This is a genomic window from Xanthobacter sp. BG11Y11_SDJG (genome assembly GCF_057364445.1).
Map to the genome: position 1 here is coordinate 1 of NZ_JBNFNU010000107.1, position 11,937 is coordinate 11,937.

Annotated in this window: 10 protein-coding genes and 3 pseudogenes; 10 read left to right on the plus strand and 3 right to left on the minus strand. The window is 71.6% G+C overall.

Translation table 11 applies throughout. The annotated features are described in order from the left end of the window. The 3 genes and pseudogenes from AC2W7M_RS11095 to mraY all read left to right on the plus strand — a co-directional run. Positions 1-705: pseudogene (locus AC2W7M_RS11095) on the plus strand (glutamate ligase domain-containing protein); the annotation flags it as partial. Positions 706-725: 20 nt separating this feature from the next. Beyond that, positions 726-2,174, plus strand: a pseudogene (locus AC2W7M_RS11100) (UDP-N-acetylmuramoylalanyl-D-glutamyl-2,6-diaminopimelate--D-alanyl-D-alanine ligase). Between the two features lie 7 nt (positions 2,175-2,181). Continuing rightward, on the plus strand, positions 2,182-3,267 hold the full coding sequence (mraY, locus tag AC2W7M_RS11105) for a phospho-N-acetylmuramoyl-pentapeptide-transferase (RefSeq protein ID WP_486132421.1): 1,086 nt from the start codon (positions 2,182-2,184) through the stop codon (positions 3,265-3,267). A 114-nt stretch (positions 3,268-3,381) separates the two neighbouring features. Here mraY and AC2W7M_RS11110 read toward each other — a convergent pair whose 3' ends face one another. Beyond that, positions 3,382-3,597 (minus strand): YgaP family membrane protein, encoded by a 216-nt coding sequence (locus tag AC2W7M_RS11110; protein WP_486132422.1) that lies wholly within the window; start codon positions 3,595-3,597, stop codon positions 3,382-3,384. A gap of 297 nt (positions 3,598-3,894) precedes the next feature. Here AC2W7M_RS11110 and murD point away from each other — a divergent pair, with 297 nt between their 5' ends. Further along, the gene (murD, locus tag AC2W7M_RS11115) at positions 3,895-5,421 is read left to right on the plus strand and encodes a UDP-N-acetylmuramoyl-L-alanine--D-glutamate ligase (protein ID WP_486132423.1); all 1,527 of its coding nucleotides are present in this window, start codon (positions 3,895-3,897) and stop codon (positions 5,419-5,421) included. 65 nt (positions 5,422-5,486) lie between these two features. On the opposite strand, the gene AC2W7M_RS11120 is transcribed toward murD, so the two are convergent. Further along, a complete protein-coding gene (locus AC2W7M_RS11120) occupies positions 5,487-5,903 on the minus strand; it encodes an Ohr family peroxiredoxin (protein WP_486132424.1) in 417 nt (138 codons plus the stop codon). A 153-nt stretch (positions 5,904-6,056) separates the two neighbouring features. On the opposite strand from AC2W7M_RS11120, the gene AC2W7M_RS11125 reads away from it, so the two are divergent. Both AC2W7M_RS11125 and AC2W7M_RS11130 read left to right on the plus strand, forming a co-directional pair. Beyond that, complete coding sequence (locus tag AC2W7M_RS11125) at positions 6,057-6,941, plus strand: TIGR01459 family HAD-type hydrolase (protein WP_486132425.1); 885 nt, start codon at positions 6,057-6,059, stop codon at positions 6,939-6,941. A 157-nt stretch (positions 6,942-7,098) separates the two neighbouring features. Beyond that, a complete protein-coding gene (locus AC2W7M_RS11130; protein WP_486132426.1) occupies positions 7,099-8,055 on the plus strand; it encodes a bifunctional riboflavin kinase/FAD synthetase in 957 nt (318 codons plus the stop codon). Between the two features lie 95 nt (positions 8,056-8,150). Here AC2W7M_RS11130 and AC2W7M_RS11135 read toward each other — a convergent pair whose 3' ends face one another. Beyond that, positions 8,151-9,419 (minus strand): serine hydrolase domain-containing protein, encoded by a 1,269-nt coding sequence (locus AC2W7M_RS11135; RefSeq protein ID WP_486132427.1) that lies wholly within the window; start codon positions 9,417-9,419, stop codon positions 8,151-8,153. Positions 9,420-10,026: 607 nt separating this feature from the next. On the opposite strand from AC2W7M_RS11135, the gene AC2W7M_RS11140 reads away from it, so the two are divergent. From AC2W7M_RS11140 to AC2W7M_RS11155, 4 genes and pseudogenes are all read left to right on the plus strand, one after another. Next, positions 10,027-10,566, plus strand: coding sequence for an aminotransferase class I/II-fold pyridoxal phosphate-dependent enzyme (locus tag AC2W7M_RS11140; RefSeq protein WP_486132428.1), 540 nt, complete (start codon positions 10,027-10,029; stop codon positions 10,564-10,566). Beyond that, complete coding sequence (locus AC2W7M_RS11145; protein ID WP_486132430.1) at positions 10,527-10,970, plus strand: aminotransferase class I/II-fold pyridoxal phosphate-dependent enzyme; 444 nt, start codon at positions 10,527-10,529, stop codon at positions 10,968-10,970. Before AC2W7M_RS11140 ends, AC2W7M_RS11145 begins: the two co-directional genes overlap by 40 nt. Before the next feature lie 16 nt (positions 10,971-10,986). Next, positions 10,987-11,469 carry a DNA translocase FtsK 4TM domain-containing protein gene (locus AC2W7M_RS11150; RefSeq protein ID WP_486132429.1) on the plus strand — a complete coding sequence of 161 codons (483 nt, stop codon included), beginning with the start codon at positions 10,987-10,989 and terminating at the stop codon, positions 11,467-11,469. Continuing rightward, positions 11,466-11,937: pseudogene (locus AC2W7M_RS11155) on the plus strand (cell division protein FtsK); the annotation flags it as partial. The gene AC2W7M_RS11150 and the pseudogene AC2W7M_RS11155, both read left to right, overlap by 4 nt.

Below are 11,937 nucleotides of genomic sequence, written 5' to 3' on the forward strand. Positions count from 1 at the left end.
CACGCGCGGCCTGGCGACCCTCGGCATCGGCGATCCGGCGGCGGGGGCGCAGATCGCCGTCGCGGCGATCGAGACCGACGGCGACGGCCAGGTGCTGCGCTTCGCCGACGGACCGACGGTGCGCGTGCCCCTGGTCGGCCGCTTCCAGGCCGACAATGCGCTGCTCGCCGCCGGCCTCGCCATCGCCTGCGGCGCGCCGCGCGCCGACGCCCTCGCCGCCATGGCCCATTTGTCCGGCGTGCCCGGACGGCTGGAGCGGATCGGCGACGATCCGGCGCGCCTCGTCTTCGTGGACTATGCCCACAAGCCGGAGGCGCTCGCCGCCGTGCTCGACACCTGCGCGCCGCGATCCCAGGCCGGCTTATGTGCGTGTTCGGCTGCGGCGGCGACCGCGACGCCGGCAAGCGCCCGCTCATGGGCGCCATCGCCGCCGAGCGGGCGGACGTGGTGATCGTCACCGACGACAATCCGCGCTCCGAGGCCCCGGCCGCGATCCGGGCCGAAATCCTCGCCGCCGCCCCCGGCGCCCGGGAGATCGGCGACCGCGGCGCGGCGATCCGCACCGCCGTCGCGATGCTGGAACGTGGGGATGCCCTCGTGGTGGCGGGCAAGGGCCACGAAACCGGCCAAATCATCGGCGAGCGAACCTATCCGTTCTCGGACGCAGCGGCGGTGCGCGCCGCCCTGGAGGAGACAGGCGCATGAATTCCGCTGGTGGCGCGGCCATGATCGCGCACGAAGAGGCGCCGGCGCGCCTGCTGTTCACGCCCGAGGATCTGGCGGCGGCCACCGGCGGGCACCTTGCGGGCGCCGCGCAGCCGGTCTCCGGCATCTCCATCGACACCCGCTCGCTGAGGCCGGGCGACGCCTTCTTCGCCATTGCCGGCGAGAACGCGGACGGCCACGCTTACGTGGAGGCGCGCGCGCGGCCGGGGCGGCGCTCTGCGTCGTGGCCCGAGAGAAGGCCGCCGCCTTCGCCGCCGATGCCCGGCTCCTGGTGGTCGAGGACGTGCTGCGGGCGCTGGAGGACACCGGCCGCGCCGCCCGCGCCCGCTCCCGAGCCGGCATCGTCGCGGTGACGGGATCGGTGGGCAAGACCACCACCAAAGAGGCGCTGCGCCTCGCGCTTTCGGCGGACGGGGAGACCCACGCCTCCGCTGCCTCCTACAACAACCATTGGGGCGTGCCGCTCTCCCTCGCCCGCCTGCCGCCGGAGGCGCGCTACGGCGTGTTCGAGATCGGCATGAACCATCCCGGCGAGATCACGCCGCTGGTGCGCATGGTGCGCCCGCAGGTGGTGATCATCACCACCGTGGAGCCGGTGCACATCGCCCAGTTCAACTCCGTCGAGGAGATCGCCGACGCCAAGGCGGAGATCTTCGACGGGCTGGAGCCGGGCGGCACCGCGGTGCTGAACCTCGACAACCCCCACGTCGCGCGCCTCAAGGCATCCGCGAAGGCCAAGGGCGTCGGCCGCATCCTCACCTTCGGCGCCGCGGACGGCGCGACGTGCGCCTGACCGACGTGGCGCTCAAGCCCCACTGCTCGGTGGCGGTAGTGGACGTGATGGGCACGCCGATCACCCTCAAGGTGGGCATGCCGGGCCGCCACATCGTGCAGAACATGCTGGCGGTGCTCGCCGCCGCGAAGCTGCTCGGCGCGACCTCGCGCTCGCCGCGCTGGCGCTCGCCCGCCTCAAGCCGCCGCCGGGGCGCGGCGTGCCGATCCTGCTGGCGGTCAAAGGCGGCGAGGCGACGCTGATCGACGAGAGCTACAACGCCAACCCGGCCTCCATGCGCGCCGCCATCGACGTGCTCGGCCGCACCCCGGTAGGGCCGCGCGGCCGCCGCATCGCCGTTCTGGGCGACATGCTGGAGCTCGGCGCCAATGCGGACGCGCTCCATGCGGGCCTCGCCGAGGCCATCGTCGCCGACCGCATCGACCAGGTGTTCTGCTGCGGGCCACACATGCACGCGCTGTGGCAGGCGCTTCCCTCCGGGCGGCGGGGCGGCTATGCGGTGCACGCGACGCATCTCGAACCCATGGTGGCAGCGGCGATCCGCGCCGGCGACACGCTGATGGTGAAGGGCTCCAACGGCAGCCGCATGGGCCCGCTGGTGAAGAGCCTGACCGAACGCTTCCGCTCCGGCGAGGACGCCTTGCTCGAAGGATGACCCTTTCATGCTCCAGTGGCTGGCCCTGCTGCACCAGGAATTCACCGCCTTCAACGTGTTCCGCTACATCACCTTCCGCACCGGCGGGGCGGTGGTCACGGCGCTGCTGTTCGTGTTCCTGTTCGGCCCGGGCATCATCTCGACCCTGCGCCTGAAGCAGGGCAAGGGCCAGCCGATCCGCACCGACGGGCCGCAGTCGCACCTCATCACCAAGAAGGGCACGCCCACCATGGGCGGGCTGATGATCCTCTCCGGGCTGCTGGTGGCGACGCTTTTGTGGGCGAACCTCTCCAACCCCTATGTGTGGATGGTGCTGATGGTGACGCTCGGCTTCGGGCTCATCGGCTTCTACGACGACTATCTCAAGGTCACGAAGCAGACCCACAACGGCCTGTCCGGCAAGACGCGCCTCGCCATCGAGGCGGTGATCGCCGGTGTCGCGGTGGTGGTGATGATGAATGCCGGCAAGAGCGGGCTCTCCACCTCGGTGGCGTTCCCCTTCTTCAAGGACCTGCTGCTCGACCTCGGCGTGTTCTTCGCGATCTTCGGCGCCTTCGTGATCGTCGCCGCCGGCAATGCGGTGAACCTGACCGACGGCCTCGACGGCCTCGCCATCGTGCCGGTGATGATCGCCGCCGGCTCGTTCGGCTTCATCGCCTATCTCTCGGGCAACGTGGTGTTCGCGGACTATCTGCAGATCCACTACGTGGCCGGCGTCGGCGAGCTGGCGGTGATCTGCGGCGCGCTGATGGGCGCCGGCCTCGGCTTCCTGTGGTTCAACGCGCCGCCGGCGCAGATCTTCATGGGCGACACCGGCTCGCTGGCGCTGGGCGGCCTGCTCGGCACCATCGCCGTCGCCACCAAGCACGAGATCGTCCTGGCGGTGATTGGCGGCCTGTTCGTGCTGGAGGCGGTCTCGGTGATCGTCCAGGTGGTCTCGTTCAAGCTCACCGGCAAGCGCGTGTTCAAGATGGCGCCCATCCACCACCATTTCGAGCAGCTGGGCTGGACCGAGCCGCAGGTGGTGATCCGCTTCTGGATCGTCGCCGTGGTGCTGGCCCTGGCGGGGCTGGCGACGCTGAAGCTGAGGTGAGGGGGCGGGCGGGGCGGTCCGCACTCCCTCCCCCGCAAGCGGGAGAGGGTTCTGCCGCCAAGCTCGGCGTCGGAACTCAAACTGGCGCCGCCGGCCGCCCCGCCAGGCCGCGCGCTACTTCCCGCAGGTGTTGATGCCGAGCAGCGGATAGGCCGGGCAGAAGCGGAAGGCGGCGGTGAGCACCATGGCGAGGCCCATGGCGCCGATCAGCCAGGCCCAGTTGCCGAGCCCGGCGAGCGCCGGAACGGTCGGGGCGACGAAGGGCACCAGCACCAGCACGATGCCGACGATGAAGCGCAGGATGCGGTCGATGCCGCCCACATTGGCCATGGCCGATCTCCCTTGAATGACAACGAGAACGTGTGACGACGAGAACGTGTGACGACGGGACTGCACGGCGCTGTCGGCACCGCGCGAACGATACCACATTCAATGTTTTTAATGTGACGGGAAGTCAACGCCGGGATTTCCCCCAAGGGCACTGTGTCGCGGCGCGCCGAACCCCGGACCCGCCCGTCCCCCCAGGCCCGCCACGCGCGAAGCCGCTTTCCTCCGGCGCTGAGGCGAACTAGACGACAATTGCGGCCTTTGCGCCGCGCGTCCCTTTGCCGAAGAGAAGATTGCCCGATGATCCCCGTCACCGTGTTCAAGGACCGCACCGTCGCCCTTTTCGGGCTGGGCGGGTCCGGCATCCCCACCGCCTTGGCCCTCATCGCCGGCGGCGCCCGCGTCGTCGCCTATGACGACGCCGAGCGCTCGCGCGTCAAGGCGCAGGCGGAGGGCATCGAGGTCCAGGACCTGAGGTCCGTCGACTGGAACGGCGTCGCCGCGCTGGTTCTGGCGCCCGGCGTGCCGCTCACCCATCCCGCGCCGCACTGGCCGGTGGCGCTCGCGCGCAATGCCGGCGTCGAGGTGATCGGCGACATCGAACTGTTCTGCCGCGAGCGGCAGGTGAGCGCGCGCCGCTCGCCCTTCATCGCCATCACCGGCACCAACGGCAAGTCCACCACCACGGCGCTGATCGCCCACTTGCTGCGCACCGCCGGGCGCGACGTGCAGATGGGCGGCAATATCGGCACCGCCATCCTCTCGCTGGCTCCGCCCAAGCCCGCGGTCCATGTGGTGGAATGCTCCTCCTACCAGATCGACCTTTCCCCCAGCCTCGATCCCTCCGTGGGCGTCCAGCTCAACATCACCCCCGACCATCTCGACCGCCACGGCACGCTGGAGCACTACGCCGCGGTGAAGGAGCGCCTCATCACCGGCGTCGAGGGCGGCGGCACCGCCGTGGTCGGGGTGGACGACGATTTCTCCGCCGCCATGGCCGACCGGGCCGAGCGTGCCGGCAAGCACGTGGTGCGCGTCTCGGTGCGTCGCCCGCTGGCGGACGGCATCTGGCGCGACGGCGAGAGCCTGGTGGTGTCGGAAGGCGGCGCCGAGCGCTTCCGCCTGCCCTTGGGCGGCATCGGCTCCCTGCGCGGCGCCCACAATGCCCAGAATGCCGCGGCGGCGTTCGCCGCCGTGCGCGCGCTCGGCCTCGCGCCCGAGGTGATCGCGGTCGCCATGAAGCGCTTCCCCGGCCTTGCCCACCGCATGGAGGAGGCCGGCCGCAAGGGCGACGTGCTGTTCGTCAACGACAGCAAGGCCACCAATGCGGACGCCGCCGAGCGGGCGCTGCTCTCGTTCGAGAACATCTTCTGGATCGCCGGCGGCAAGCCCAAGGCCGGCGGCATCGATCCGCTCGCCCCTCATTTCGGGCGGGTGCGCAAGGCCTATCTGATCGGCGAGGCGGCGCAGGACTTCGCCCGCACCCTCGGCGGGGCGGTGGCGCACGAGATCGTCGGCACGCTCGACAAGGCGGTGGCGGCGGCGGCACGGGACGCGGAGGCCTCAGGCCTGCCGCATCCGGTGGTGCTGCTCTCGCCCGCCTGCGCCAGCTTCGACCAGTATCCCAATTTCGAGGTGCGGGGCGACGCCTTCCGCGACCTCGTCACCGGTCTGCCGGGCGTGGTGGCGAACCCGAAGTCGACCGCGCCCGTGGCCCAGTCGGCTCCACCGCGCGGCGGCCCGCCCCACGGCATGCCGCCCGGTGTAAGCGGACATCCGGGAGGACATCCCGGGGGTCATCCGGGCGGCAAGCCGCCCGGCCGGTGAGCGGAATTTAAAGAGAGGGGATTTCCGCGGGAGTCTGCAGGACCATTGACGCAAATCCCGCCGCCTCAGGCCGCCGTGACGGTTGCCTCGATATTGCCGCGGGTCGCCTTGGAATAGGGGCACATCTGGTGCGCCTCTTCCAGCAGCGCCTGCATCGCCGCCTGGTCCTGGCCCGGAATCTTGCCGGTGATCTTCACCGCCAGCGCGAATCCGTCCTCCACCTTGCCGAGGCTCGCCGCGACCGTCACCTCGCCCTGCGAGGTATCCACGCCCTTGCGCTTCGCCACCGCCTCCAAGGCGCTGCCGAAGCAGGCCGCATAGCCCGCGGCGAACAGATGTTCCGGCGTGGTCTTGCCTTGCTCCAGCACGCCATTCTTCGGCATGCCGAGGTCGACGGAAACGGAGCCGTCCGAAGTCTGCGAATGCCCATGCCGCCCGCCCTTGGCGGTCGCGGTGGCGGTGAAGAGGGTCTCGAACGGCATCGGCTGCTCCCTGGGATCTGCCCGGCCGCCGACCTCCGGCGCCGGATGCAATCCCTATAGAACTGCGCCGCGCGCGGGGCGTTCCTGTTGCTCCCGGCCTTGTGGATCGGCAGCGCCCGTTCTACCTGTGCGCCGCAACAGACGGAGACCCTGATGGCCGAACCCGTGAGCGCCCTGTTCCCGCCCCTCGTGCCCGGATTGTCGGTGTTCGCGGACGATTACGACCTGATCCTCTGCGATGTCTGGGGCGTGATGCACAACGGCGTGACCGCCTTCGCGGCGGCCGGCGAGGCGCTCACCCGGGCGCGCGAAGGCGGGCGCACGGTGCTCCTCGTCTCCAACGCGCCGCGGCCCAATCCCTTCATCGTGAAGATGCTCGACCGCCTCGGCGTGCCGCGCTCGGCCTATGACGGCGTGGTCACCTCCGGCGACGTGACGCGGGCGCTGATCGCCGCGCGGCCGGGGGTGAAGGTGTTCCATCTCGGCCCGGAGCGCGACATCGGCACCTTCGACGGGCTCGACATGGTGAAGGTGCCCATGGAAGAGGCCGACATCACGGTCTGCACCGGCCTGCTGGACGACGAGGTGGAGACGCCGGACGACTACAAGGACCTGCTCGGCCGCATGAAGGCGCGCGCTCTGCCCTTCATCTGCGCCAATCCGGACCTGGTGGTGGAACGCGGCGACAAGCTGGTCTACTGCGCCGGCGCCATCGCCCAGGCCTATGAGGAGATCGGCGGCGAAGCGGTCTATTGCGGCAAGCCCTATCGCCCCATCTACGAGGCGGCGCTTGCCCGCGCGGCGGAACTGCGCGGCGCGGCGGTGGCGAAGGAGCGGGTGCTCGGCATCGGCGATGCGCTGCGCACCGACATCGCCGGAGCCAATGATGCCGGCTTCGACAGCCTGTTCATCGCCAGCGGCATCCATGCCGGCGAGCTGAACGCGGTGGACGGGGCGGTGCCCGACGAAGCCTCGCTCTCCGCCTTGTTCGACGGTCATGCGCACCCGCGCGGCGTGATGCCGCGGCTCGCCTGGTAGGGCGCCATCCCGAGCGGCGCGCTTGACGGGCCGCGTTGCCTGCGCCTAGAGGACGCGCCGATGGGCGCGTGAGGCGGGCCGATCGGGCGACCGGAGGACGCGCTCCCCGGGCGCCGGCCGGCCGCCCGTCCCGAAGGATGCGAGGCACCCGCCGCTCATGCAAAATTCCTCACCCGACGTGTTCACCGTGCTGCGCAACGCCGACGCCGTGCCGGCGCGCCTCGCCCGCCCGGTGCTCGCCATCGGCAATTTCGACGGCGTCCATCGCGGCCACCGGGCGGTCATCGACGCGGCGCGCGCCATGGCGCGGGACGAGGGCGTGGCGGCGCTGGCGCTGACCTTCGAGCCGCATCCGCGGGCCTTCTTCTCGCCCAAGACCGCCCCCTTCCGCCTCACGCCGGAGCCGGCGAAGCTCGCGTGCCTGGCCGAGGCCGGCCTCGACGGGGCGGTGGTTCTGGATTTCGACGCGAGGCTGGCGGCGGTGGAGGCGGAGGCCTTCGTGACGGACATCCTGATCGGCCGCTACGGCGTGAGCGGGGTGGCGGTGGGCTTCGACTTCCATTTCGGCCGCGCCCGCGCCGGCTCGCCCGCCTTCCTCAAGGAGGCCGGCGCGCGCCACGGCTTCAAGGTGGCGGTGGTGGAGCCCATGCGCGACGAGGGCGACGCCATCTCCTCCACCGGCATCCGCAACGCGCTGGCGGCGGGCCAGGTGGGGCACGCGGCGCACATGCTGGGGCGGCCCTTCGCCTTCACCGCACGGGTGATCCACGGCGACAAGCGCGGGCGCGAGCTGGGCTTTCCCACCGCCAACCTGGAGCTACCCGAGGGCGCCGAACTCGCCTTCGGCGTCTATGCGGTGCGCGCCTGGCACGGCGCACGCCGGCTCGACGGGGTGGCGAGCTACGGCCGCCGGCCCACCTTCGACAATGGCCGGCCGCTGTTCGAGGTCTATCTGTTCGACTTCTCCGGCGATCTCTACGGCGCCGAGCTGGAGGTGGAGCTCGCCGCCTACCTGCGCCCGGAGCTGAAGTTCGACGGCATCGCGCCGCTCATCGCCCAGATGCATGTGGACGCCGCCCAGGCGCGCGCGGTGCTGTCCGGCACGGCGGACTGAAGCGGGTCGGGGCTGACGCCCCGCCCGCCCCATGCGGGGCTGGAAACCCGGCCCCGCCCCCTCCGCCAGCCGAAGCGCCGGAGGGGCCGCGCCGCTCACTCGGTCATCGCGCCGTACATCAGGTTCTTGAACAGCATGCGGGTGTGGACCCGCGGCGTCGGCGCCGCGGCCATGAACACGCCCACCAGCTCCTCCTTCGGATCGATGGTGAAGCTGGTGCCGCCGGCGCCCGCCCACATGGCGTCGCCCGGCGAGCCGGGCACCACCGCCATGCCCTCCTGCCGGCGGATGCCGAAGCCGAGCCCGAAGCCGTAGCCCGGCCCGGTGGTGCCGGCGGTGGAGCCGCCGAGCCCGAGCGTGTGGTCGGACAGCATGAAGTCCACCGTGCGCGGGGAGAGGATGCGCACGCCGTCCCATTCGCCGCCGTTCAGCATCATCTGCGCGAAGCGGAAATAGTCCTGCGCCGTGGTCACCGTGCCGGCGCCGCCGAGGCGGTAGCGTTTGCCGGGGTCCTGGTCGACGCGCACCCACTTCCAGGCGTCGACCTTCTGCGGGTCCTTGTCGAGCGCGTCGGCAAGGCGGGCGGTCTGGTCCGGGGTCAGCTGGAAATGCGTGTCCTTCATGCCGAGCGGCTTGAACAGCTCGTCCTCCAGGAACACGTCGAGCCGCTTGCCGCTGATGCGCTCGACGACGACGCCGAGCACGTCCACGGACAGCCCGTACTCGAAGCGCGTGCCCGGCTCGTAGGCGAGCGGCGTCGCGGCGAGGCGCTTCACGAACTCCTCGGGCGAGAGGTCGCCCTCGCGGCTCTCGAGGTCCGCCTTCTGATAGGCGTCCTTCAACTCGGGGAACGGCGCGCTCACCCAATAGGTGAGGCCGGACGTGTGCCGCAGCAGATCGTGCACCGTCATGGTGCGCGTCGCCGGCACCGCCTCGCGCACGCTCTTGCCGGCAGCGTCGGTCTTCTCCGCGAGCACGGTCATGGCCTTCATCTCGGGGATGTAGGTCGCCACCGGATCGCGCAAGGAGAGCTGGCCGCGCTCCACCAGCATCATCGCCGCCACCGCGACGAACGGCTTGGTCATGGAGAAGGCGCGGAACACCGCGTCCTTGGGCATGGGCTTGGTCTTGGCCGCATCGAGGAAGCCGTGCGCCTCGAAGTGCACGATCTCGCCGTCGCGGGCGATCAGCGTCACGGCGCCGGGCATCGTGCCCTTGTCGATCTCGCGCGCCATGGCGGCCTTGATGCGCTCCAGCGCCTGGGTGGAGAAGCCGAGCTCCTCCGCCGGGCTGCGGGCAAAAGCGGGGACGGCGGACACGAGGCTGAGCGCCAGCGCCGCCGGCAGAAGCAGGGACCGATGCATGTCTCCTCCCGGGAGATGTTGGTATGGACGGATTGTCTTCCGACGCCCGTTCCCGCACCGCCGGAGCGGCGCGGACAGCGCTCTTTTAATCGTTTCAAACGACCCGCGCGGAGGTGGCCGACGACGCGCCTTCGCACCGGATTCGGCTGGAGGTTTCCCTAGCGTCGGAAGAATGCCGTACCTCACGCAGGCTGTCGAGGCCGACGCGGACCGATCGCGGACTCCATCGCGGATCGCCGGCCGGTTAGCCGCGCCTTAACCGTCCGGCGCCATCATGCAGCCTCCAGAAAGTGCCGCATCCGCCACCGGGAGCGGCACGAGCGAGGCCGAAGACCTTGTCCGATTCCACGCCGTCGGCGCCGCCCGCCGAGGATCGCCGCTCCCCGTTCATCCGCCTCGCCGATCTGCTGGCGCCGGTGGCGCCCGGACGCGCCGCCCCTGAGCGCGGCGGTGGGCGAGCCGCAGCACGCCATGCCGTCGTTCGTGGGCGATGTCCTGGCGAATTCCCTCGACGGCTTCGGCCGCTATCCACGCGCGGAGGGCACCAAGGCGTTCCGCGAGGCCGCCGCCGGCTGGCTCGGCCGCCGCTACGCGCTGGCCCCGGCCGGTGGACGCCGAGCGCGAGGTGCTGGTGCTGAACGGCTCGCGGGAGGGCCTGTTCTCCGCCGCTATCGTCGCCCGCCGCCTTTGCGACGCGCGTCGCGACTTCGGCGGCCGGCGTCCGGCGATGCTGCTGCCCAATCCCTTCTATGCCGCCTATGCGGCGGGCGCCGAGGCGGCCGGCTGCGAGGCGGTGATCCTGCCCACCACCAAGGACAGCGGCTGGCTGCCCGACCTCGCGGCGCTGACGCCGGAGCTGATGGCGCGCACCATCGCCGTGTTCCTGGCCTCGCCCGCCAATCCCCAGGGCGCGCTGGCCTCGCCCGCTTACCTCGCCGAACTGCTGCGCCTGTGCCGGGACCATGGCGCCTATCTGTTCGCCGACGAATGCTATTCGGAGATCTATCTCGGCGCCGAGACGCGGCCGGATCCTGGAGGTGGCGGGCGGCGAGCTTTTCCAACGCGCTCGCCTTCAACTCGCTCTCCAAGCGCTCCTCGCTGCCGGGCCTGCGCTGCGGCTTCATCGCCGGCGACGCGGAGTTCCTGAAGGCTTTCCTCGCCTTCCGCTGGGTGGCCGCGCCGCAGGTGCCCGAGCCGCTCCAGGCGGTGGGCGTCGCCGCGCTCGGCGACGAGGCGCACGTGGACGCCTCGCGCGATCTCTACAAGGCCAAGTTCGACCTCGCCGACCGCCTGCTGGCGGGCCGCTTCGGCTATGAGCGGCCGGGCGGCGGCTTCTTCCTGTGGCTCGACGTCACCGACGCCGGCGGCGGCGAGGCGGCGGCCCTCAGGCTCTGGCGCGAGGAGGGCCTGCGCGTGGTGCCCGGCGGCTATCTCGCCCGGCGCGACCTCGCCGGAAACAACCCCTGCGACGCCTATATCCGCGTCGCGCTCGTGCAAGATCTCGCCGCCTGCGAGGAGGTGCTCGCCCGCCTCCTCAAGAGCCTCGCCTGAAGGAAGAGGGAGCCCCATGGCCCGCCGCCCCGCCGCCGACGCCGTGATGCATTCGCGCCTGGAGGGTCGCTCCGACCCGCTCCACGTGCCGCACCTCGGTTTCATCCCGGACGGGCTGAAGCAGGCGGTGCGCCGCCGCAGCCGGGAGATCATCGGCGCCGGGCTGCTTGCGGCCGGGACGCTGGCCCTGGTGGCCCTCGTCACCTGGTCGGCGAGCGACCCGAGCCTGTCCAACGCCACCGGCGGCACGGTGAAGAACCTGCTGGGCCGGCCCGGCGCGGTGGTGGCCGACCTGCTGATGCAGTTGTTCGGCCTCGCCTGCCTCGCCATCGTCGCGCCGCTGCTGGTGTGGGGCTGGCGCATGCTGACCCACCGCCCGTTCAGCCGGGCGCGGCTGAGGCTCGCCGCCTGGACCGTGGGCGTGATCGGCGTCTGCGCCTTCCTCTCCGCCATGCCGCGCCTCGGCGCCTGGCCGACCCCCGCCGCCTCGGCGGGGTGATTGGCGATCTGTTCCCGCGCGCCGCCGCCGTGCTGCGGGGCGGCTGGGGCGAGCCCATGGACGGCATTCTCATCGCCGCCGCCGGCCTGGCTCTGGCGCTCGCCGGCCTGTTCTTCGCCCTCAGCGGCGGCCGGCGCACGCCGCTCAGCGCCAATGGCGCGCACGAGGACGACGAGGATGCGGACGACGGCACCTCCATCTCCCTCGGCGCCATCACCCATACCTTCCTGTCGCTGAAGGCGCGCCTGTTCCCCGGCCGCCGCCTGCCGCGCATCGCCATGGGCGGCATGGGCGGCGTGGGCGCCTTCGCCAAGGAGATGTTCGCCTCCGAGCGTCCGGCCGCGGACACGCGCAGCCGGATGGAGCCAAGCCTGTTGGGCCGCCGCCCTGCGCCGCCGCCGCTGGACGATGCCGACGACGACGCCGGCCATGACGCGCCGCCGCCGCGCTCCAGCCTGCCGGAGTTCG